The 21,965-nt window shown below is 72.4% G+C and carries 21 protein-coding genes; 11 read left to right on the top strand and 10 right to left on the bottom strand.

The genetic code is table 11. From position 1 onward, the window contains the following. Positions 1 to 17 precede the first annotated feature (17 nt). The 4 genes from ACFWJX_RS04485 to ACFWJX_RS04470 form a co-directional block, all read right to left on the bottom strand. Entirely contained in the window at positions 18 to 1,136 is a 1,119-nt protein-coding gene (locus ACFWJX_RS04485) for an LLM class flavin-dependent oxidoreductase (RefSeq protein WP_383236663.1), read from the bottom strand. A gap of 126 nt (positions 1,137 to 1,262) precedes the next feature. Next, complete coding sequence (locus ACFWJX_RS04480; RefSeq protein ID WP_383236660.1) at positions 1,263 to 2,033, bottom strand: SDR family NAD(P)-dependent oxidoreductase; 771 nt, start codon at positions 2,031 to 2,033, stop codon at positions 1,263 to 1,265. A 9-nt stretch (positions 2,034 to 2,042) separates the two neighbouring features. Next, a complete protein-coding gene (locus ACFWJX_RS04475) occupies positions 2,043 to 2,957 on the bottom strand; it encodes an LLM class F420-dependent oxidoreductase (protein ID WP_383237359.1) in 915 nt (304 codons plus the stop codon). 5 nt (positions 2,958 to 2,962) lie between these two features. Then, a complete protein-coding gene (locus ACFWJX_RS04470; RefSeq protein ID WP_383236657.1) occupies positions 2,963 to 4,198 on the bottom strand; it encodes an amidohydrolase family protein in 1,236 nt (411 codons plus the stop codon). Between the two features lie 244 nt (positions 4,199 to 4,442). On the opposite strand from ACFWJX_RS04470, the gene ACFWJX_RS04465 reads away from it, so the two are divergent. The 3 genes from ACFWJX_RS04465 to ACFWJX_RS04455 all read left to right on the top strand — a co-directional run bounded on the left by ACFWJX_RS04465 (position 4,443) and on the right by ACFWJX_RS04455 (position 8,522). Continuing rightward, positions 4,443 to 7,412: a BTAD domain-containing putative transcriptional regulator gene (locus tag ACFWJX_RS04465; RefSeq protein ID WP_383236655.1), complete on the top strand. Its 2,970-nt coding sequence runs from the start codon at positions 4,443 to 4,445 to the stop codon at positions 7,410 to 7,412. A 216-nt stretch (positions 7,413 to 7,628) separates the two neighbouring features. Continuing rightward, entirely contained in the window at positions 7,629 to 7,823 is a 195-nt protein-coding gene (locus ACFWJX_RS04460; RefSeq protein ID WP_383236653.1) for a hypothetical protein, read from the top strand. 246 nt (positions 7,824 to 8,069) lie between these two features. After that, entirely contained in the window at positions 8,070 to 8,522 is a 453-nt protein-coding gene (locus ACFWJX_RS04455; RefSeq protein ID WP_383236651.1) for a phospholipase, read from the top strand. A gap of 54 nt (positions 8,523 to 8,576) precedes the next feature. Here the strand turns inward: ACFWJX_RS04455 and ACFWJX_RS04450 are convergent, their stop codons facing one another. Further along, a complete protein-coding gene (locus ACFWJX_RS04450; protein ID WP_383236649.1) occupies positions 8,577 to 10,187 on the bottom strand; it encodes a FadD3 family acyl-CoA ligase in 1,611 nt (536 codons plus the stop codon). Between the two features lie 94 nt (positions 10,188 to 10,281). On the opposite strand from ACFWJX_RS04450, the gene ACFWJX_RS04445 reads away from it, so the two are divergent. From ACFWJX_RS04445 to ACFWJX_RS04430, 4 genes are all read left to right on the top strand, one after another. Further along, complete coding sequence (locus ACFWJX_RS04445) at positions 10,282 to 11,430, top strand: lipid-transfer protein (RefSeq protein ID WP_383236648.1); 1,149 nt, start codon at positions 10,282 to 10,284, stop codon at positions 11,428 to 11,430. Position 11,431: 1 nt separating this feature from the next. Next, positions 11,432 to 11,848: a Zn-ribbon domain-containing OB-fold protein gene (locus ACFWJX_RS04440; protein ID WP_383236645.1), complete on the top strand. Its 417-nt coding sequence runs from the start codon at positions 11,432 to 11,434 to the stop codon at positions 11,846 to 11,848. Continuing rightward, entirely contained in the window at positions 11,845 to 12,618 is a 774-nt protein-coding gene (locus ACFWJX_RS04435; protein WP_383236642.1) for an enoyl-CoA hydratase/isomerase family protein, read from the top strand. Before ACFWJX_RS04440 ends, ACFWJX_RS04435 begins: the two co-directional genes overlap by 4 nt. A gap of 177 nt (positions 12,619 to 12,795) precedes the next feature. Beyond that, positions 12,796 to 13,242, top strand: a complete 447-nt coding sequence (locus ACFWJX_RS04430; RefSeq protein WP_383236639.1) for an anthrone oxygenase family protein — start codon at positions 12,796 to 12,798, stop codon at positions 13,240 to 13,242. Between the two features lie 43 nt (positions 13,243 to 13,285). Here ACFWJX_RS04430 and ACFWJX_RS04425 read toward each other — a convergent pair whose 3' ends face one another. Together ACFWJX_RS04425 and ACFWJX_RS04420 are read right to left on the bottom strand one after the other, a co-directional pair. Then, on the bottom strand, positions 13,286 to 15,655 hold the full coding sequence (locus ACFWJX_RS04425; protein ID WP_383236636.1) for a PQQ-binding-like beta-propeller repeat protein: 2,370 nt from the start codon (positions 15,653 to 15,655) through the stop codon (positions 13,286 to 13,288). Between the two features lie 257 nt (positions 15,656 to 15,912). Further along, on the bottom strand, positions 15,913 to 16,635 hold the full coding sequence (locus ACFWJX_RS04420; RefSeq protein WP_383236634.1) for a VOC family protein: 723 nt from the start codon (positions 16,633 to 16,635) through the stop codon (positions 15,913 to 15,915). Positions 16,636 to 16,769: 134 nt separating this feature from the next. On the opposite strand from ACFWJX_RS04420, the gene ACFWJX_RS04415 reads away from it, so the two are divergent. Beyond that, positions 16,770 to 17,405 (top strand): TetR family transcriptional regulator, encoded by a 636-nt coding sequence (locus ACFWJX_RS04415; RefSeq protein ID WP_086771955.1) that lies wholly within the window; start codon positions 16,770 to 16,772, stop codon positions 17,403 to 17,405. Between the two features lie 147 nt (positions 17,406 to 17,552). Here the strand turns inward: ACFWJX_RS04415 and ACFWJX_RS04410 are convergent, their stop codons facing one another. After that, positions 17,553 to 18,005 carry an Lrp/AsnC family transcriptional regulator gene (locus ACFWJX_RS04410; protein ID WP_073493728.1) on the bottom strand — a complete coding sequence of 151 codons (453 nt, stop codon included), beginning with the start codon at positions 18,003 to 18,005 and terminating at the stop codon, positions 17,553 to 17,555. Between the two features lie 82 nt (positions 18,006 to 18,087). Here ACFWJX_RS04410 and ACFWJX_RS04405 point away from each other — a divergent pair, with 82 nt between their 5' ends. Further along, positions 18,088 to 18,711, top strand: a complete 624-nt coding sequence (locus ACFWJX_RS04405) for a LysE family translocator (protein WP_383236631.1) — start codon at positions 18,088 to 18,090, stop codon at positions 18,709 to 18,711. Here ACFWJX_RS04405 and ACFWJX_RS04400 read toward each other — a convergent pair. Then, entirely contained in the window at positions 18,635 to 19,207 is a 573-nt protein-coding gene (locus ACFWJX_RS04400) for a nitroreductase family deazaflavin-dependent oxidoreductase (protein WP_383236628.1), read from the bottom strand. The genes ACFWJX_RS04405 and ACFWJX_RS04400 overlap by 77 nt on opposite strands. Then, positions 19,204 to 20,391, bottom strand: a complete 1,188-nt coding sequence (locus ACFWJX_RS04395; RefSeq protein WP_383236626.1) for an acyl-CoA dehydrogenase family protein — start codon at positions 20,389 to 20,391, stop codon at positions 19,204 to 19,206. Before ACFWJX_RS04395 ends, ACFWJX_RS04400 begins: the two co-directional genes overlap by 4 nt. A 113-nt stretch (positions 20,392 to 20,504) precedes the next feature. Here ACFWJX_RS04395 and ACFWJX_RS04390 point away from each other — a divergent pair, with 113 nt between their 5' ends. Together ACFWJX_RS04390 and ACFWJX_RS04385 are read left to right on the top strand one after the other, a co-directional pair. Further along, complete coding sequence (locus tag ACFWJX_RS04390) at positions 20,505 to 21,674, top strand: acetyl-CoA acetyltransferase (RefSeq protein WP_383236623.1); 1,170 nt, start codon at positions 20,505 to 20,507, stop codon at positions 21,672 to 21,674. Positions 21,675 to 21,683: 9 nt separating this feature from the next. Further along, positions 21,684 to 21,959, top strand: a complete 276-nt coding sequence (locus tag ACFWJX_RS04385; RefSeq protein ID WP_383236621.1) for a hypothetical protein — start codon at positions 21,684 to 21,686, stop codon at positions 21,957 to 21,959. The last annotated feature ends 6 nt before the right edge of the window (positions 21,960 to 21,965 follow it).

Here is a 21,965-nt window from a genome sequence, read left to right as displayed (position 1 = left end):
GCAGCCGCCGGCACAGCTCAGCCGGCCTGCCGGAACCGCGTGGTCCGGTGCACGGGATCCGTGTCGATCTTCGGAATCACATGCTCCCCGATCAGCCGGATCGTCTGCAGCGTCTCCTCCTTCGGCACCCCGACAGGAAGTCCGAAGCTCAGCTGATCGGCCCCGGCCTGCTCCCACCGCTTGCACTGCCGCAGCACCTCGTCCGGGTCGCCGCAGATCAACAGCTCCTCCTCGACGAGGAGTTCGACGAACTCGGGGGTGTACTCGGGGAGCGTCTCGGGCCACTCGGGGAACCCCTCGGGACGGGGGAACGTGTCGTGGTACCGGAACACCAGCGACGGCAGATAGTGCAGCCCGCCGCTCACCGCGATCCGGATCGCCTCGTCGTGCGTGGGCGCGCAGATCGCCGTCGTCGTCACCATCACGTTGTCGTTGACGAAGTCGCCGATCGGCTCGGCGTTCACGATCGCCGTCTTGTACTGCTCCAGCACCCACTCCATGTCGGCGACCTTCTGGATGCTGAATCCCAGCACCCCGAGCCCTTTGCGGGCGGCCATCGCGTACGACGGCGGCGACCCGGCGGCGTACCACATCGCCGGGTGGGAGCTGCCGTACGGCTTGGGCAGGATCTTCCTGGGCGGCAGCTGCCAGTGCTTGCCCTGGAAGCCGACGTACTCGTCCTGGAGCCACATCTTGGGGAACTCGGCGATGGTCTCCTCCCAGATCTCCTTCGTGTGGTTCATGTCGGTGATGCCGGGGAGGAAGCCGAGGATCTCGTGCGAGCCGGCGCCGCGTCCGCTGCCGAACTCGAAGCGGTTCTCGGTGAGATGGTCGAGCATGGCGACCTTCTCGGCGACCTTCACGGGATGGTTGACCTGGGCGAGCGGGTTGAAGATGCCGGAGCCGAGGTGGATGCGCTCGGTGGCGTGGGCCAGGTAGCCGAGGAAGACGTCGTTGGCGGAGAGGTGGGAGTACTCCTCCAGGAAGTGGTGCTCGGACGCCCAGGCGTACTTGAAGCCGGACCGGTCCGCCTGGATGACGTACTCGGTCTCCTCCATCAGTGCCTTGTGCTCGGCGAGGGGGTCGGTCTCGGCCCGCTTGCCGACGTATCCCTGTACAAAGAGCCCGAATTCCAAGGAGGTTCACCGTCCCGAGTCAGGTTGTCGTCCCGGCCGTCCGAGTCTTATCTGACGTACCGTCAGATAGGGCGGCTCCGCCGACTGTGGCACCGGCCGCATACACCGTCAATAGCTGACGGCAAGTCAGATCACGGACACCCCCGCCAGCCATCCCCCGTCGATCACGAAGGGCTGCCCGGTGATGTAGGAGGAGTCGTCCGAGGTGAGGAACAGGGCCAGCCTGGCCACCTCCTCCGGGCGGCCGATGCGGCCCAGAGGCACGAGCTTGCGGTACAGCCCGTCCAGTGCCTTCGTGGTCTCCTCGGCGTCCGCCGTCGGATCCAGCGCGGCCGGGTTGGACATCGCGGTGTCGATCGCGCCGGGGCACACGGCGTTGACCCTGATCCCGCGTGGCGCGAGTTCCAGGGCGGCGACCCGGGTGAGCCCGACGATCGCGTGCTTGCTCGCCGCGTACGCCCCCACCGCCGCCATCCCGGTCAGGCCCGTGTACGAGGCCGTGTTGACGATCGTGCCGCCGTCGGTCAACGCCGGGGCGGCCGTCCTGATCCCGAGGAAGCAGCCGACCTGGTTGACCCGCACGACCTGCATGAACTCGTCGAGGGGCGTGTCGGTGAGGGCGTTGAAGCGCAGGATGCCGGCGTTGTTGACCAGGCCGTCGAGGCGACCGTACGCCTGCCCGGCCGCGTCCACCGCCTCCCGCCACTGCGTCTCCTCGCCGACGTCCAGGTGGACGTAGAGCGCGCCGATCTCCTCGGCGAGGGCGGTGCCCTGCTCGTCGAGGACGTCGGCCACGACCACCCGTGCGCCCTCCTCGGCGAACAGCCGCGCCTCCTGTTCACCCTGGCCTCGCGCGGCCCCGGTGACGAGGACGACGCGTCCTTGGAGCTTGCCCATGGGTTCTCCTCAAAGGTGGGGGGCGACCTCGGCGCCGAACGCCGTCATCTGGTCCGTGAGTTCGGTGCGGCTGCGGGAGCGGAAGCGGACCTGGATCTGGTGGACGCCCATCGCCCCGTACGCCCGGAGTGACTCGGCGATCGACTCCGGGCTGCCGTGGAGGGTGCGGCGGCCGACGTCCCAGGTGGGGGTGCCTACGTAGAGCGGTTCGGTGAGGGCACCGATGGTGAGGGGGGTGGTGAGCGGGTCGTCGCCCCGGAGTTGTCCGATGCGGGCGATCTGTGCGGGGAGGCGGTCCCTGGGGTCGCCCTGCGGGAGCCAGCCGTCGCCCTTGAGGGCGGCCCGGCGTACGGCGGCGGGTGACGAGCCACCGACCCAGAGGGGGACGCGGGTCTGGGCGGGTCTGGGCCGTTGCCCCAGTTCCTCGAAGTCGTACGCCTTTCCGTGGTGTTCGGGGAACTCCTCCGGGCCGAGTGCGGCGCGCAGGGCGTCGATCGTCTCGTCCAGGAGGGCGCCGCGCTGCCGGAAGTCGACGCCGAGCGCCTCGAACTCCTCCGGTACGTGTCCGGCGCCGACGCCGAGGATCAGCCGGCCGCCGCTGAGGTGGTCGAGGGTGGCGTACTGCTTGGCGGTGAGGAGGGGGTGCCGCAGGCCCACCACGGCGACGTGGCTGAGCAGTCGGACGCGTTCGGTGACGGCGGCGAGGTGGGCGAGGGTGGCGACCGGGTCGTACCAGACCGTGCTCATGGCCCCGGCCAGCCGGCGCGGGATGGCGACGTGGTCGCAGCAGGCGACGTACGCGAACCCGGCGCGGTCGGCGGCGCGGGCGACGGCGACCAGGTCGGCCGGGCCCGCGCCGGTCTCCCAGGGCTCGGTGTAGAGGGTGGACTGGGACTGGACGGGGAGCTGGATGCCGTACTCCAGGCCGGTCACCGTGTCCCACCGGCCCACAGGCCGTCCGGCGTCAGCCCGAGCAGGTCGATGGCGTTGCCGCGGACGATCCGGTCGACGACGTCGGCGTCCAGGTGGCCCATCTGCGCCTCGCCGACCTCGCGGGACCTGGGCCAGGTGGAGTCGGAGTGGGGGTAGTCCGTCTCGTAGAGCACGTTCCCCACGCCGATGGAGTCCAGGTTGCGCAGCCCGAAGGCGTCGTCGAAGAAGCAGCCGTAGACGTGCTCGGTGAACAGTTCGGACGGCGGGCGGTGGACCTTGTCGGCGACGCCGCCCCAGCCGCGGTTCTCCTCCCAGACGACGTCGGCGCGCTCCAGGATGTAGGGGATCCAGCCGATCTGCCCCTCGGCGTACATGATCTTGAGGTTGGGGAAGCGCTCGAACTTGCCGCTCATCAGCCAGTCGACCATCGAGAAGCAGCAGTTGGCGAAGGTGATGGTGGAGCCGACGGCGGGCGGGGCGTCGGCGGAGGTGGACGGCATGCGGCTCGACGAGCCGATGTGCATGGCGATGACGGTGCCGGTCTCGTCGCAGGCGGCGAGGAAGGGGTCCCAGGCATCGGTGTGGACGGACGGCAGGCCCAGGTGCGGGGGTATCTCGGAGAAGGCGACGGCGCGGACGCCGCGGGCGGCGTTGCGGCGGACCTCGGCGGCGGCCAGTCCGGCGTCCCAGAGGGGGATGAGGGTGAGGGGGATCAGCCGGCCGTGGGCGGCGGGGCCGCACCACTCCTCCACCATCCAGTCGTTGTAGGCGCGCACGCAGAGCAGGCCCAGCTCGTGGTCGGCGGCCTCGGTGAAGGTCTGCCCGCAGAAGCGGGGGAAGGTGGGGAAGCAGACGGCGGACTGGACGTGGTTGACGTCCATGTCGGCGAGGCGGGCGGGGACGTCGTAGGAGCCGGGGCGCATCTGTTCGTACGTGATCACCTCCAGTTTGATCTCGTCGCGGTCGTAGCCGACGGCGGTGTCGAGGCGGGTCAGGGGCCGGTGCAGGTCCTCGTAGACCCACCAGTCGCCGACCGGACCCTCGTCGCCGGGCTCCCCCATGACGGGCTTGAAGCGCCCGCCGAGGAAGGTCATCTCGCGCAGCGGGGCGCGGACCGTACGGGGGCCGGTGTCGAGGTACTTCTTCGGCAGGCGGTCCTGCCAGACCGTGGGGGGTTCGACCGTGTGGTCGTCGACGGAGATGATCTGCGGAAAGCTCTCATGGGTCTCCATGAGGGCACGGTAGCGCCGATCTGACGGACCGTCAGCAAGTGTGCCGGGAGCGTTCGGCGAGCGACGGTGATCGAACGCGCGCGGAGAGCGTGTGCCGAGCGCGTCGACTCCCGTGTGAGGAGACCGTGTGACGACCCTGTGGACTCCCGTGCCCCGCCCTGTGATCGGCGTCTCGCACGGCTGACGGTCCGGGCATGGACAGGGCAAACTGACATAGTTGGTCATCATGCCTAGGGGGAGCCCGATGGACGACCGTGTACCGCGCGTGCCGGAGCAGAAGCGTCCGGGCTCCCTCCGGGAGCCGGAGACGTTGCGCTTCGACGTGCTCGGCCCGGTGCGCGCCCGCCGCGGCGAACAGCCGCTGGCCACCGGCTCACCCCAGCAACGCGCCCTGCTCGCCGCCCTCCTGCTCCGCGAGGGCCGTACGGCCACCGCCGCCGAGCTGATCGACGCCCTGTGGGGCGAGGAGCCGCCGTCGCAGGCGCTGGCGGCGGTACGGACGTACGCCTCCCGGCTGCGCAAGGTCCTCGACCCGGGTGTGCTGGTCAGCGAGTCCGGCGGATACGCGGTGCGCGGGCTCGGCGAGGGCGCCCTGGACCTGGCGGCGGCGCAGGAGTGGGCGGCCGAGGCGGAGAAGGCGAAGGGGGCCGGTGCCCTGGGCCGGGCGCGCGAGCTGCTGAACCGTGCCCTCGGCCTGTGGGACGGCGAGGCGCTGGCCGGCGTACCCGGCCCCTACGCGGAGGCGCAGCGCGTGCGGCTGGAGGAGTGGCGGCTCGGCCTCCTCGAATCCCGCCTCGACATGGACCTGGAGCAGGGCTGCCACGCGGAGGCCGTCTCCGAACTGACCGCGCTGACCGCGGCGTACCCGCTGCGCGAGCGGCTGCGCGAACTGCTGATGCTGGCGCTGTACCGCAGCGGCCGGCAGGCGGAGGCCCTCGCCGTGTACGCCGACACGCGGCGGCTGCTCGCCGAGGAACTCGGCGTCGACCCGAGACCGGGCCTGCGCGCGCTCCAGCGCCGCATCCTCCAGGCCGACCCGGACCTCGCGGAGCCGTCCGCGCCGCAGGCCGAGCCGAGCGCCGCCCCGGTGCGGCCCGCGCAGCTCCCCGCGACGGTGCCCGACTTCACCGGTCGCTCCTCCTTCGTGACCGAGCTGAGCGAGGTGCTCGCCGGGGCGTCCGGGGACGGCGGTGACGGCGGTCGCGTCATGGCCGTGTCGGCGCTGGCGGGCATCGGCGGCGTCGGCAAGACGACCCTCGCCGTGCACGTCGCCCACCGGGCCCGCCCCGCCTTCCCCGACGGGCAGCTCTACGTCGACCTCCAGGGCGCCGGCTCGCGGTCCGCCGAACCCGAGACGGTCCTCGGTGCCTTCCTCCGCGCCCTCGGCGCCGCCGACTCGGCGATCCCGGACTCCCTGGAGGAACGGGCGGCGCTGTACCGCTCGATGCTCGACGGCCGGCGCGTGCTGGTCCTGCTGGACAACGCCAAGGACGCCGCGCAGGTACGTCCGCTGCTGCCCGGCACGGAGGGCTGCGCGGCCCTCGTCACCTCACGCGTGCGGATGGTGGACCTGGCCGGGGCCCACCTCGTCGACCTGGACGTGATGTCGCCGGAAGAGGCGCTCGCGCTGTTCACGAAGATCGTCGGCGAGGAACGGGTCGCGTCGGAACGGAAGGCCGCGCTGGACGTGGTCGCCGCCTGCGGCTTCCTGCCGCTCGCGATCCGCATCGCCGCGTCCCGGCTGGCCGCCCGGCGCACCTGGACGGTGTCCGTCCTCGCCGCGAAACTCGCCGACGAACGCCGCCGCCTCGACGAACTCCAGGCCGGAGACCTGGCGGTGAAGGCCACCTTCGAACTGGGCTACGGCCAGCTGGAACCGGCCCAGGCCCGCGCGTTCCGCCTCCTGGGCCTGGCGGACGGCCCCGACATGTCCCTCGCCGCGGCGGCGGCCGTACTCGACCTGCCGCCCGAGGAGACCGAGGACCTGCTGGAGTCCCTGGTCGACACCTCCCTCCTGGAGTCCGCCGCACCGGGCCGCTACCGCTTCCACGACCTGGTCCGCCTCTACGCGCGTGCCTGCGCCGAACGCGACGAGTCGTCGCCGGGCGAGCGAGCGGCGGCGATGTCGCGGTTGCTGGACTTCTATCTGGCGACGACAGCCCGGGTGTACGCGATCGAGCACCCCCGGGACCGGCTGGTCGACGACCTGGAGCCCACCAGCTATCCGGGGCTGCGCTTCACCGAAGGGGCCGCGGCCCTGGACTGGCTGTACACGGAGGCGGGGCCGCTGCTGGCCTGCGTACGGCAGGCGGCGGGAACGGAGAGACTCCGGCGGGCCGTCGATCTGCTGTGGGCGGCCAAGGACCTGACCGAGTCGGGAGCCAACTCCCACCAGTACGAGACGACGGCGCGGGCCACCTGTGAGGCCACCAGGGCCATGGGCGACGAACGAGCGGAGGGCAGGGCGCGCACGGTCCTCAGCGATGTGCTCCTGGTCTCCGGCCGCATCCAGCAGGCGGAGGACGAGGCCCAGGTCGCCATGGCGCTCGCGGAGACCGCGCACGACGCCACCGCCGTCAGCTGGGTGGCCAACAACCGCGGGCTCGTCTGCCTGCACCAGAGCCGTTTCGGTGACGGCAAAGTCTTCTTCGACCAGGCCCTCGAAGGTCTGCGGGCCGCGGGCAACCGGCCCTTCGAAGCCACGGCCCTGGGCAATCTGTCCCGCGCGTACCTGGGGATGGGCAACACCGACAAGGCCGTCGAGATCGCGCGCCGCGGGCTCGCCGCGCACAGCGAGATCGGCCGGTCGGTACGTCTCGCCAACAGCCACTTCGCGCTGGGGGTGGCGCTGACCCAGGCCGACCGTCACGCCGAGGCACTGACAGAGTTCTCCGACGCCCTGCGGATCTTCAACGAGCACCGGCAGCGGCTGTGGGAAGGCGTCACCAACTTCCGTATCGCGCAGGTGCACCTCGCCGCGCACCGTCCCGCGCAGGCGGCGCAGCACGCCGAACTGGCGCTCACCCTGGGATGCATCGGCGGTGACCGGATGCGGGGGAACGTGCTGACGCTCCTGGGACGTGCCCTGGCCGAGCTGGCGCAGGTGGACCGGGCCAGGGCCTGCTGGCAGGACGCGCTCGCCCTCTACGAACAGAGCGGCGCACCCGAGTCCGACATCGCGCGCCGGCTGCTGGCGCACGCGTCCGCGGGGTGACGGACGCGCTGCTCCCCGGCCGGGCCGCGGGCGTTCAGCGTTTGTTTATCCGCACCCGGCACTGTCTTACCAGTCGGACCGTCGCGTCGGGGGGCAGACGGTTCGGCCAGGAGCCGACCGGTTAGTGTGCGGCTCCGAGCGCCCGTCCGGCAGCACTCGGGGGAGCCTCCGGACGGGCGTTCCTCACTCGTCACCACAGCAGAGGAACTCAGTCCCATGACCGACCAGAAGAAGGACGCGCCCGTCTCTCCGCAGAACAACGCGATGCCCACGCCGCCTGCGACGGACGAGACGATCACCACCCTCAACAACGCGATGCCGAGCGAGCCCGCCACGGACGAGGCGATCGTCACGCTCAACAACGCGATGCCGGCCCCGCCCGCCCTGGATCTGGACGGCGACGGCAAGTAGGCCTTCACCACACACGGGGACCGATCGACCGCGGCGGCGCGGAGGGGGGCCGCCGCGGTCGAGGTGTGTCCGGCGGACCGCCGACTCACCCGGCCGAAGCGGTGCTTGATGTTCCGCTCGTCCAGCGCATCCCGGAGTTCAGAGATCCTTCGGGCTGACGGGGTGTGAGTGAGTCTCGCGGACGGCAACCATCTTGACATGAACCTGTTGCCCGATGGGCGGGCGACAGCCTCATGGAGGTGTGGGATGCACCGCAGACTCGGTACCACTCTTGCCGCCTCGACCCTCGCGCTCGGAGCCGTGTTCGCCACCGCGACCGCGGCCGAGGCCGCTCCCGCCGACAAGCCCCAGGTCCTCGCGAGCTGGACGCAGACCAGCGCATCGAGCTACAGCCAGTGGACGGCCGCCCGTTCGAACCAGTCCGCCTGGTCCGCGTACGGCTTCAACTGGACGACCGACTACTGCTCCTCCTCGCCGGACAACCCGTTCGGCTTCCCCTTCTCCACGTCCTGCGCCCGGCACGACTTCGGCTACCGCAACTACAAGGCGATCGGCGCCTTCGACGCCAACAAGTCCCGCCTCGACAGCGCCTTCTACGAAGACCTCAAGCGCGTGTGCAACAACTACGGCGGCGCCACCGGGACGGCCTGCGACAGCACGGCCTGGACGTACTACCAGGCCGTCCGCGCCCTCGGCTGAGCCCGCCCGCGGGGCGCTCGCGGTGGGCGCCCCGCACCAGCCGTGCGGCCTTCGTCAACACGACCACGACCGCAGCTCCCCCTTCACCACCTTCCCGCTCGCGTTGCGCGGCAGTTCGGCCATGAACTCGACCGCTCTCGGCACCTTGTAGTTCGCCATCTCGCGTCGGGACCAGGCGATCAGGTCGTCGCCGGTGAGTACGGAACCCGGGCGGCGGACCACGTACGCCTTGCCGACCTCGCCCAGTCGGGTGTCCGGCACGCCGACGACCGCCACGTCGGCCACGTCGGGGTGCAGGCCCAGGAGTTGCTCGATCTCGGCCGGGTAGGCGTTGAAGCCGCCGACGATGAACATGTCCTTGATGCGGTCGGTGATGCGGAGGTTGCCGGCGTCGTCCAGGACGCCCACGTCGCCGGTGCGCAGCCAGCCGTCCGGGGTCAGCACCTCGGCGGTGCCCGGCTCGTCCTCGTAGTAGCCGCGCATGACGTTGAAGCCGCGGACCAGGACCTCTCCGGGCTCTCCGGGGCCCCGTTCGGCTCCCGTCGCCGAGACGACCCGCACCTGCGTGCCGGGTATCGCGCGGCCGGACGTCGACGCGATGACCGACGGTTCGTCGCCGCGGCGGCACATCGTGACGATGCCGCTCGCCTCGGACAGGCCGTACGCGGTGAGGACCGTGCTCACGCCCAGTTCGCCCCGCAGCCGCTCCACCAGCCGCAGCGGCACGACCGCCGCGCCCGTCACGACGAGCCGCAGCGCGGAGAGGTCGTAGGCGTCCCGCGCCGGGTGGTCGAGCAGGGACTGGTGCAGGGTCGGCGGGCCGGGCAGCACGGAGACCCGCTCGGCGGCCACGTTCGCCAGCACGGTGTCCACGGTGAACACCGGCTGCGGAACCATCGTCGCGCCCCGCATGAGGCAGGCGATGACGCCCGCCTTGTAGCCGAAGGTGTGGAAGAAGGGGTTCACGATCAGGTAGCGGTCGCCGCGGCGCAGGCCCGCCAGGTCGCACCAGATGTCGTACGCCCGCAGGGTCTGCGCGTGGGTGATGACCGCGCCCTTGGGGCGGCCGGTCGTCCCCGAGGTGAAGACGATGTCCGACGGCGACGGGCCGGAGATCTCCGCCGACCGTGCCCGCACCTCCGCCGCGCTCACGCCCTCCCCACTCGCGAGGAAGTCCTTCCAGGTGCGGAAGCTCGTCGGCGCGTCCTCCGAGAGGACCACCACCGTCTCCAGCGCGGGCAGTCCGGGCAGCGGCCCCTCCCCCGGTCCCTCGCCCGCCGCCCGTCGCAGCGAGGCGACGTACGACGTGCCGAGGAACGTGCCGGTGACGAAGAGGAGCCGGGCACGGCTGCGGGCCAGGACGTCCGCCGCCTCGCCGCCCTTGAAGCGGGTGTTCAGCGGCACCAGCACCGCGCCGGCCGACACCGCGCCGAGCGCGGCGACCATCCAGTCCAGGGAGTTCGGCGCCCAGATCGCGACCCGGTCGCCCGTCCGGACGCCCCGCGCGAGGCAGGCGGCCGCCGACCGCTCGACGCGGGCGCCGAGTTCGCCGTACGAGACGCGGGTACGGCCCTCCACCACCGCCTCGACGTCCGCGTACCGGTGCGCCGCCCACCGGACCAGCTCCGGGATCGTCCCCCACTCCCCGGCACCCTCACCGCGCATGACGACCTCCCGGCACTCATGAGCTGACTGTCCGTCAGATTAGCTGTAACCTGACGCTCTGTCAGCTCAATGGGCTTCAGTGGAGGTGACCCCCGTGGCCGGTCTCAAGGACGCCACCGCCATCGTCGGCATAGGGCAGACGCCCTTCGCCAAGCACCTCCCCGAGGACGAGAAGACCCTCGCCTGCCGTGCCGTCGTCGCCGCGCTCGACGACGCCGGGATCGCGCCCCGCGAGGTCGACGCCCTCGCCTCCTACACGATGGAGGAGACGGACGAGGTCGAGCTGGCGAAGGCCGTCGGCTTCGGCGACCTGACCTACTTCGGCCGCGTCCCGTACGGCGGCGGCGGGTCCTGCGCCACCGTCGCCCACCTCGCCGCCGCCATCGCCGCCGGTCAGGCGACCGTCGGAGTCGCCTGGCGGTCGCGCAAGCGGGGCAGCGGCCCCCGCCCGTGGACGAACACCGCCGTCCAGCTGCCCACCCCGGCCCAGTGGACCCGCCCCTTCGGCCTGCTGCGGCCCGTCGACGAGATCGCGCTCCTCGCCCGCCGCTACATGCACGAGTACGGCGTCACCCGCGACCACCTCTTCGCCATCGCCCTCGCCTGCCGCAACCGGGCCAACCAGAACCCGGCCGCCGTCATGTACGACCGCCCCCTGACCCGCGAGTCGTACATGACCTCCCGCTGGATCAGTGAACCCCTCTGCCTCTACGACAACTGCCTGGAGACGGACGGCGCGCTGGCCTGCGTGGTCGTCAGCCGCGAGCGGGCCCGCGACTGCGCCCGGCGGCCCGTGTACGTCCACTCCGCCGCCCAGGGCCTGCCCGCCCAGCACCACGGCATGGTCAACTACTGGACCGACGACCCGCTCACCGGGCCGGCCTGGACCGCCGCCCGGCACCTGTGGAAACACGCCGACTTCACCCCGCAGGACGTCGACGTGGCCCAGATCTACGACGCGTTCACGCCCCTGATCCCCCTCTCCCTGGAGGGGTACGGCTTCTGCGGCCGGGGCGAAGGGGGCGCGTTCACCGAGGGCGGCGCCCTGGAGACCGGCGGCCGGCTGCCCCTCAACACCGGCGGCGGCGGGCTCTCCGAGGCCTACGTGCACGGCTTCAACCTCATCACCGAGGGCGTGAAGCAACTGCGCGGCACCAGCACCGCCCAGGTGCCGGGCGCCGCGACCTGTCTCGTCACCGCCGGAGAGGGAGTCCCCACCTCCGCGCTGCTCCTGAGGAGTTGAGATGCTCGAACCGGTCGTCGACGCCGACGGCGCCCCCTTCTGGCGGTACGCCGCCCTCGGCGAACTCCGCGTGCAGGCCTGCGCCGACTGCGGCGAACCCCGCTTCCCGCCCCGGCCCTGCTGCCCGCACTGCCAGTCCTTCGCCACCGAGTGGCGGCTCACCTCGGGCCGCGGACGCGTCTGGTCGTACGCCGTCCCGCACCCGCCCCTGCTGCCCGACTACGCCGCGCACGCGCCGTACAACGTCGTCCTCGTGGAGCTGGCCGACGCGCCCCGCGTCCGGCTCATCGGGAACCTGGTCGCCGAGGCCGGCGCGCCGCTCGGCTCCTTCCCCGCCGACCGGGTCCGCATCGGCGCCCGCGTGCACGCGGTGTTCGACGAGCGCGGCCTTCCGCAGTGGGTCCTGGAACGCCCGTGAGCCTGCGCCTCGCCACCGACCAGGACACCGGCGTCGCCGTCGTCACCCTCGACCGGCCCGAACGCCTCAACGCCATCGACCTCGATACCGCGCACGAACTCACCGAGGTGTGGAGGGCGTTGCGGTTCGACGATTCCGTGCGGGCCGTCGTCCTCACCGGGGCCGGGGGGCGGGCGTTCTGCACGGGCATCGACCGGGACGCCGTCGTACCGCAGCCCGGCTCGCCCTACATGCAGGACGATCCGCTGCTCACCGTCGGGCCCAAGGCAAACGACCTGTGGAAGCCGGTCGTCGCCGCCGTCGAGGGGATGGCCTGCGGGGGCGCCTTCTACCTGCTCGGGGAGTGCGAGTTCCTCGTCGCGGGCGCCGAGGCCGTCTTCTTCGACCCGCACACCACGTACGGCATGGTCAGCGCCTACGAGTCGGTGCTCATGGCGCAGCGCATGCCGTACGGGGAGGTCGCGCGGATGATGCTCATGGGAACGGCGGAGCGGATGTCGGCCCGGCGGGCCCACGAGATCGGCCTGGTCTGCGAACTGACGGAGGCGGGGCGGGCCTTGGACGCGGCCGTGGCCTGCGCGACCGTCGTCGCCGGGTACCCGCCCGCCGCCGTCCAGGGGACCGTCCGGGCGCTGTGGGCGGCGAAGGAGACCTCCCTCGCCGCCGGATTCGCGCAGGCGCCGCACCTCGTCGCGCTGGGCAACCTGCCCGCCGAGCACCAGGCGGAACTCTTCGCCGGGCGGCGGGCCCGGGGCTTCCGGGTGAGGTGAGGTCAGTTGTCCGGGAGGGCGGTGGGGTCGACGTCGCAGTGGCGGAGCACCCCCGTCCGATCCTCCGTGTGTGCCGCCGCCACCCCGCGCCGCTAGCGCCGCTAGACAATCGAGCAGCGAATCGTCTAGCATCGAATCAGAACCTAGCGCCGCTAGGGCAATCCCGGGGGAGGGCACATGCAGGACACACTGGCCGTCATCACGATCGTCGTGGTCGGGCTGATGGTGGGCGTGGAGTTCGCGGTGGCGGTGTTCGTCAACCCGATCTTCAACCGGCTGCCGGACGACGCCAGACTCGCCGCACACAGCGAGGGGGCCCGCGTGGTCGGCGGGGTCATGCCGATCTGGTACATCAGCTCGCTCGCCCTCGGCATGGCGTGGGCCGCGCTGGCGTGGGGCGGGGACGGCGCCTCATCGGTCGTCGCGGGGGACGCGCTGCTCGTGGTGAGCGTGGTGATGTCGGTCCTGCTGCTGGTGCCGATCAACTCGCGCGCCAAGACCTGGTCACAGGAGGGCGCGCCCGCGGACTGGAAGCAGCAGGCGAGGCGTTGGAACCTGTACCACTACGTCCGCGTGGGCGTCATCGTGCTCGCGTTCGTGCTGTTCGCGGTCGCCCTGGTCTGAGGCCGCCCGGTCGGTCCGGCCGGCCGGGCGCAGAAGCAACGGCCTACGCCGTTCGCGCCGTTCCGGTGCCCTTCTCCGCGTCCAGGGCGTAGACGCAACGGTCCTTGCTGCAGGCGTAGACGACGCCGTCACGGACCACCGGGGTGCCGGTGATCTCGCCGCCGGTCGCCAGCTTCCAGCGGAGGCGGCCGTCGTCGGCCTTCAGCGTGTAGAGGAGGTGGTCGGTGGAGCCGAAGTGGATGCGGCCCTCGGCCACCGCCGGGGAGCCGACGATGTCGCCGCCCGCCTGGAAGCGCCACTTGGGGGTGCCGGTGACGGCGTCGAGGGTGTAGAGGCCCTTGCCGCTGCCGACGTGGACGTGGCCCGCTGCGACCAGCACCGGGTCGATCGAGGAGCGGGCCTCGGTGGCGATGCGCCAGCGGTCGCGGCCGTCGGTGGCGTCGAGGGCGTACACCGTGCCGAGGTAGTCGGCGAGGTAGATGCCACCTCCGGTGACCGCGGGGCCGGGGACGAAGGTGGGCGGGGAGAGGAAGACCGCGGGGGCCTCGAAGTGCCAGCGGACCATGCCGCTCGCCGCGTCGACGGCGAGGACGCGGGTGCCGGCCGCGATGTAGACGTAGCCGTCGGGGGCCGCGGTCACCCGGACCGGGACGCCGCTGCAGGAGGCGGAGTCGCCGATGGGGTACGACCAGCGTTCCTCGCCGGTGCGGGCGTCGAGGGCGCGCAGGCGGGCGTCCTGCCAGAGGTAGACGGTGCCGTCGTGGAGGGCGGGGCCGGCCTCCGGGGACTCGAAGTCGGTCTGGCAGCCGGTGGCCTCCCACAGCTTCCGCCCGGTGGAGGCTTCCCAGGCCTGGATGCCGCCGCCGCGGGTGCCGGTGACGACGGTGCCCCGCTCGGCCTTGAGGCAGTACACCCAGGAGTCGGTGGGCAGCCGCCACAGGTCGGTGCCCTCGCGGGCGTCCAGCGCGAACAGGGTGGGACCGTCGGAGGCGTGGATACGCCCGTCCGCCACCGCCATCGACCAGGCCACGTCACGCGTCTTGAAGCGGCGGCGGCCGGTGGCCACGTCCAGGGCGTGCACCTCGAAGGAGGTGACGTAGACGAGGTCTCCGGCGACGGCCGGGGTGCCCCACACGTCGTTGGACATGCGGAACCGCCAGGGGCGCCAGCCCGCCGGGGTCTCCGCGGCGGGCGGGGGCGCGGCGGCGGGGGCCGGGTCGGCGCCGTTGACGCCGGGGCGGGGCCGGGCCCAGGAGGCGACCAGGCCGGGCTCGGGCACGGGCGCCCTGACGGCGGCGGTGGCGCGGACGTCGGCGACCCGCGGGCCGGGCCCGATCGGCACGGCCGCTCCGGCCAGCCGGACGGGACCGGTGTCGGGGGCGCCGACCGCGACGGGCGCGGGCGCCGTACGGGCGGGCACCACGGGGTCGTGCGCGGGCGGCGGCGGTACGGCGGGCCGGGCCATGCCCACGCCGCCGGCGGCGCCGGGGCTCGCGGGCGCCGCCGACTTGACGGGCAGCCGGCCGCCACGACGCGTCTCGATGAGGGCGACCGCCTTCTCGGGCAGCCACGCCGACGCCGTACCGCTGTCGTCGGAGCCGGCGAAGAGGTGCGGGGCCAGCTGGGCCTGGAGGTCGGCGGGGCTGGGGCGGCCGGTGGCCTCCATCTGCATGCAGGAGTCGATGAGCGGGCGCAGCTCGTCCGGGAGGCCCTCCAGGTCGGGGCCCTCGCGGAGCAGCATGAAGACCGTCTCGACGGGGTTGGCGCCGTGGAACGGGGGGTGTCCGGTGGCCGCGAAGACGAGGGTGGAGCCGAGGGAGAAGACGTCGCTGGCGCCGGTGACGCTGCGCGAGTCCTTGGCCTGCTCGGGCGACATGTAGGCGGGGGTGCCGACGGCGACGTTCGTCATCGTCAAACGTGTGTTCGAGACGCCGGACGCGATGCCGAAGTCGATCACCCGGGGACCGTCCTCGACGACGAGGACGTTGGAGGGCTTCAGGTCACGGTGGACGAGCCCGGCACCGTGGATGGACTGGAGGGCCTCCGCGATGCCCGCCGCCAGCCAGCGCACCGCCTGGGCCGGGAGCGGCCCGCAGTCGTTCACTATCTCTTCGAGGGAGGGCGCGGGCACATAGGCGGTGGCCAGCCACGGCACGGCCGCCCGTGGATCGGCGTCGACCACCGCGGCCGTGTAGAAGCCGGAGACCGCCCGCGCCGCCTCCACCTCGCGGGTGAAGCGGACCCGGAACAGCTGGTCCTCGGCCAGTTCCGTGCGGACCGTCTTGATCGCCACGCGGCGGCCGGAGGCCGAACGCGCGAGGTAGACCAGCCCCATGCCGCCGGCCCCCAGCCGTCCCAGCACCTCGAACGGCCCGATCCGCCGCGGATCGTGCTGCGTCAGCTGATCCACCACTTGCCTGCCACCTCCCCGTACGGGCCGCGTCACCCATATGTGTACGCGACCCCGTGCAGCGTCTCACCACCGCACCGCCATGGCGGCACGCACCCTGATTCTTCCTGGCCGGGCGCCCGGTTGCGAACCCCGGAACAATCGGGGTGTCTCATTTCATATACGTACAACCGAGCACATGTATATGTGCCCGGCCCGCACGCATGCCCGCACACCTGCTCCCGTACGTGTCCTCATACGTACGGCGAGCAGGAGACGGCTCAGCGCTGAAGCAGCGCGAACGACGCCCCCTGATTGTCGGTGACGACGGCCACCGTTCCGTACGAGGCGGTGAACGGGCCCGCCTGCACGCGCCCCCCGAGCCGGCTCACCGCGCCGAGCGCCGCCTCGCAGTCCTCGACGCCGAAGTGGACGAGGAAGTGCGGCGGCATGACCTCGGGGAAGACGTCGGAGACCGGCGCCCGCCCGAAGTCGGGCACGGCGTCCGGTCCGAACAGGGCCTCGTGGAAGAGATGGCCGTAGAAGGTGTTGGCGGTCTCGGTGTCACGGGCGTACAGCTGCGCCCAGGCGAACGCGCCGGGTCTGTGCCGTACCCCGAAACCGGGGTGACTGCCCGCCTGCCACAGGCCGAAGACCGCGCCCTCGGGGTCGGTGGCCAGGGCCGCGACACCCGCCCCGTCGACCGGCGTCGGCGCCATGACGACCTGCCCGCCGGCCGCCCGGATGCGGCGTACGGTCGCCTCCGCGTCCGGCGTCGCGAAGGACACCGTCCACACGGTGGGCATCCGGCCGTCCGTCTTGCGGCCGAGGGCGGCGACCGGCGCACCGTCCAGCCGGGCCCACACGGAGGAGCCGTACGCCTCCTCGAAGGCCCATCCGAACAGCCCTCCGTAGAACCGCTTGCCCGCGTCCACGTCGGGGAGCTGCGCGTCCACCCAGCAGGGGACGCCCTCTGCGTACACCGATGCCCTGTTTTCGGCCATACAGTCAAACTAACGGCGGTTCACGCAAGCCGCAGACCAGGCACACCCGCCTCCGTACCCCCGCGCACCCCATTTGCAGTCGGCCGAATCGCGCTCCGATCACCCCTCGGTAAGCTGACGGCATGACAGGACAAGTGCGTACCGTCGACGGCCGCGTGGCCGGTCGGCGCGGGCAGGCGACGCGGCAGAAGTTGCTCGACTGCCTCAGCGAGATGCTCAGCTCCTCTCCCTACCGGGACGTCAAGGTCATCGATGTCGCCCGGAAGGCGGGCACTTCGCCCGCGACCTTCTACCAGTACTTCCCGGACGTCGAGGGCGCCGTCCTGGAGATCGCGGAGCAAATGGCCGCCGAGGGCGCCGGGTTGACCGAGCTGCTGGAGGGGCGGTCCTGGGTCGGCAAGGCCGGCTGGCAGACCGCGCAGGAACTCGTCGACGGGTTCCTGGAGTTCTGGAAGAGGAACGACGCGATCCTCCGCGTCGTCGACCTCGGCGCGGCCGAGGGCGACAAACGCTTCTACAAACTCCGCATGAAGATCCTCAACTCGGTGAACAACTCCCTCTCGGACGCCGTCGCCGAGTTGCAGTCCAAGGGCAAGGTCGACAAGGACGTGAACCCGGGCGCGATCGCCGGTTCGCTGGTCGCGATGCTCGCGGCGGTCGCCTCCCACCAGAAGGGTTTCACCGCGTGGGGCGTCAAGCAGGCTGAACTCAAGCCGAACGTCGCACTGTTGGTGCACCTGGGCGTCACCGGCAAGAAGCCGACGAAATAGCCCGCGGCAGCCGCGACCCGCTTTATCCCCACGTCCCACGTCCTGTCTGGCAGGCGGTGGTCCATCCGGTCATCCGGATGAACCACCGCCTGCCGCGCTATGCGGGCGCTTGACTCGGAGGGAGGGCCCCGAGGGGCATCGGGTGGGTCAGCCCGGCAGGGGACGGTCGCGCACCACGTGCTTCATCACCAGCGTCGACGTGAGCCGCTGCACCCCCGGCAGGGTCGCCAGCCGCTCGTCGTACAGCCGCTGGAAGGCCGCGAGGTCGGCGGTGGCCACCCGCAGCAGGTAGTCCGGCTCCCCGAACAGCCGCTGCGCGTCCAGTACGTGCTCCACCTCGCCGACGGCCCGCTCGAACTCGGCGACCGTGTCCCGGTCCTCCTGCCGCATCGAGACGAAGACCAGCGCCTCGAAGGTCAGCCCGACGGCGGTCGGCTCCACCACCGCCCGGTAGCCGCTGATCGCCCCGGACCGCTCCAGCTCCCGCAGCCGCCGGTGGCAGGGCGAGACGCTCAGCCGCACCCGCGCGGCCAGCTCGGTCACCGTCAGCCGCCCGTCCTGCTGCAACTCGGCAAGAATCTTCCGGTCCACGTCGTCCATGAGACAGATCCTCCCCCGGACCGCACCAGTTCGTGAAAACTTCGGGAACACCTTCGGCCGTATCGCGCCTAATGTCCCCCTCATGGACTCCGGAACGCTGATCTCCTTCCTCGCCGTGGACCTGCTGCTGGTGTGCGTGCCGGGCGCCGACTGGGCGTACGTGATCGCCGCCGGGCTGCGCGGCCGCTCGGTGGGCCTGGCCGTGACCGGACTGGTCAGCGGGTACGCCCTGCACACGGCGTTGGCCGCGGCCGGCCTCGCGGTCCTGGTCGCCGGGTCGCCGGAGCTGCTCACCGCGCTGACCGTGGCGGGGGCGGCTTACCTGGTGTGGCTGGGGTGGAGCGTGCTGCGCCGGCCGGGGGTGCCGCAGGCGGGGGAAGCGGTGGAGCAGGACCGGCGGCGGGTCTTCCTGCGGGGCGCCACGATCAGCGGGCTGAACCCCAAGGGCCTGCTGCTCTACCTCTCCGTCCTGCCCCAGTTCCTCGTCACCCACGACGCGCGTCTGCCGGTCCCGGCGCAGACCGCCACCCTCGGGCTGCTGCACATGGCGTGCTGCGCCGCCGTCTACGCGACGGTGGGCGTCCTGGCCCGCAGGCTGCTGGGCGCCCGCCCGGTGGCGGCCCGCGCGGTCACCCGGACGTCGGGGGCGGCGATGCTGGGGATCGGGGCGTTTCTGCTGGTCCAGCGGCTGGCTCTCGGCGGCTGAGCCGGAAGAGGCGGATCTCCCGCTCGACCCGCGCCTGATACGTCGCGTACGGCGGCCAGAAGGCCAGCGCCGCCTGCCAGGCCGCCGCCCGCTCCTCCCCCGTGAGCAGCCGGGCCGTCACCGGGATGTCCGCGCCCTTCCAGCTGACCTCGGCGTCCGGATGGGCGAGCAGATTGGCGGTCCACGCCGGATGGCCCGAGCGCCCGAAGTTCGAGCCGATCAGGATCCAGCCGCGGCCGTGCTCCTCGGGCATGCAGGCGAGCGGCGTACGCCGGGGCTGCCCGCTGCGGGCCCCGGTCGCGGTGAGGACGAGACCCGGCAGCAACTGGGCACTGACCAGGACTTTCCCCCGGGTGAGGCGGTGGACGGCCCGGTCGAGGGCGGGGATGAGGTGCGGGGCGACCTTGGCGAAGGCGGGGGTGGAGGAGACCTTCTGGACGAGGCGGACGCCGAGGTGCGGAGACGGTTGCGGTCGGCTGCCCCGGAAGCGGATCACACCGTCACCTCCTTCCGGGTGAAGAGGCGGGCCCGGTCGGCCGCGTGGGCGCGCAACCGGTGCACGGGTCCGAACAGCAGCTCGTCGCCGGCGGCGCGCTTGAAGTACAGGTGGGCCTCGTGCTCCCAGGTGAAACCGATGCCGCCGTGGAGCTGGACCGCCTCTCCGGCGGCCGTGCGCAGGGCCTCCAGCGCCTGGGCGAGGGCGAGCCCGCCGACGCGTTCGTCCCGGCCCGTCGCCCAGGCCGCGTAGTAGGCGGCGGAGCGGGCCGCCTGGAGCTGGACGTAGACGTCGGCGAGCCGGTGCTGGACGGCCTGGAAGGAGCCGATCACCCGGCCGAACTGCTCCCGCTGCCCGACGTACTCCACGGTCCGTTCCAGCGCGCGGTCGGCGGCGCCGACGGCTTCGCAGGCGAGGACGGCGGCGGCCCGGTCGCCGAGCCGGGCGAGGACCTCCGGGACGTCCTGCTCGTCACCGCTCCCCAGCAACTCGGCTTCCACGTCCCGTAGTTGGACGTGCCCCTGCGCACGGGTGGCGTCCAGCGCGGTCTGCCGTACGCGGACGAGCCCTTCGCTCTCCCCCGGGACGAGGAAGAGGAGGGTGCGGGAGCGGACGTACCCCCCGGTGTGGGCGGCGACGAGCAGCAGGCCGGCGCTGTGCCCGTCGAGGACCTGGGCCGCCTCGCCGTACAGCCGCCAGGTGCCCGCGACCCGGCGGGCCTGGACGCCTCCGGCCCGGCCACCACCGGCCCAGTCGCCGTCGTTCCCGCAGGTCAGCGCGAGGGCCGTGGTGAGGGCGGGGGCGGGGACGGCGAGGGTGGCGGTGAGGGTGCCGGCGGCGATCCGCGGGAGGAGGGCGGCTCGCTGGGCGTCGGTGCCGAGGGCGAGGATCAAGGGCGCGGCGAGGACCGAGGTGGCGAGGAGCGGGGAGGGGGCGAGGGTCCGTCCGGTCTCCTCGCAGGCGAGGGCGAGGTCGGCGACGGGGCAGCCGACACCGCCGTACGCCTCCGGGAGGGCGAGGCCCGGCAGGCCGAGGTGGTCGGCGAGGGCGGCCCACAGGGCGGGGTCGTGACCGGCGGGGGTGTCGAGGGCGGCGCGCAGTTCGTGCGGGCCGGATCGCTTGTGGAGCAGTTCCCGCAGCGTGCGGCGGATCTCGTCCTGTTCGGCGGTGAAGCTGGGGTCCATGGACGGAACTCCCCTCGGTAACTGACGGCGCGTCATATTAGGGGTTGGGGCCCTGGATTCCCAGCCATCCGACACCTGCCGCCGCCCACCAGATCTGATGTACCGTCACATTTATGACGGTGGGGAAGCGGAAGGTGGCCGTGGTCGGGGTGGCGCTGTCCGACTGCGGCCGGGTGGACGACGCGACGCCGTACGCGCTGCACGCCCAGGCGGCCCGCCGCGCGCTCGCGGACGCGGGTCTCGACCGCTCGCGGATCGACGGCTTCGCCTCGGCAGGACTCGGCACGCTCGCGCCGGTCGAGGTGGCCGACTACCTGGGCCTGCGCCCCACCTGGGTGGACTCCACCTCGGTCGGCGGCTCGACCTGGGAGGTGATGGCGGCGCACGCGGCGGACGCCATCGGGGCGGGTCACGCGAACGCGGTGCTGCTGGCGTACGGCTCGACGGCCCGCGCGGATGTGCGGGCGGGGCGCCGCACGGGCACGTACGCGTTCGGCGCGCGGGGTCCGCTCCAGTTCGAGGTGCCCTACGGCCACACCCTGATCGCCAAGTACGCCATGGCGGCCCGCCGCCACATGATCGAACACGGCACGACCGTCGAGCAGTTGGCGGAGGTGGCGGTCCAGGCACGGGCCAACGCGGCCCTGAACCCGGACGCGATGTTCCGCGCCCCGCTCACGGTCGACGAGGTTCTGTCCGGCCCGATGATCGCGGACCCCTTCACGAAACTGCACTGCTGCGTCCGCTCCGACGGCGGCGCGGCGGTCCTGCTGGCGGCCGAGGAGTACGTGCGGGACTGCCGTACCGACCCGGTGTGGATCCTCGGCACCGGCGAGCACGTCTCCCACGCGAGCATGACGGAGTGGGACGACTTCACGGTCACCCCGGCGGCGGTCAGCGGCAGGCTCGCCTTCGAACGGGCGGGAGTGACCCCGGCCGAGATGGACTTCGCGCAGATCTACGACGCGTTCACCTACATGACCCTCGTGACGCTGGAGGACCTCGGCTTCTGCGCGAAGGGCGAGGGCGGGGCGTACGTCGAGAAGGGCCGCCTCCGGGTCGACGGCGACCTCCCGGTCAACACGGACGGCGGCGGCCTCTCCTCCCAGCACCCCGGCATGCGCGGCCTGTTCCTCCTGGTCGAGGCGGTACGGCAACTGCGCGGCGAGGCGGGGGCCCGGCAGGTACGACGACGCGACGGAGGCCTGCCCCGGCTGGGGGTGGCTTCGGGGACGGGCGGATGGTTCTGCTCGTCGGGGACGGTGGTGCTGGGGACGTTCTAGGGTCACGGCATGACGTGGAGCGAGGCGGCGTACGTCGAGTGCCTGGTGAGTGAGCGGCGCCGGTATGCGTGGGTCATGCGGCGGTACGGCGGGCTCGGTCTCGCCGAGTCCTGGGCGGCCGCGTCGGCGAACTACCCGTACGAGCCGGCCGATCAGCCGTACCGGGGGCTGGTCTTCCACGACGAGGCGTGGCACTGGGCGATGCTGACGCTCCACGGGGACCGGTACGTGGTGGAACGGCCCGAGCTGGAAGACCCTCCGGCCGCGTACCGGGCGCTGCCCTGACCGATA

It is taken from the genome of Streptomyces sp. NPDC058335, from assembly GCF_042723915.1.
Classification (GTDB): domain Bacteria; phylum Actinomycetota; class Actinomycetes; order Streptomycetales; family Streptomycetaceae; genus Streptomyces.
The sequence above is the reverse complement of the archived record's forward strand: the minus strand, read 5'-3'. Positions and strand labels throughout refer to the sequence as shown.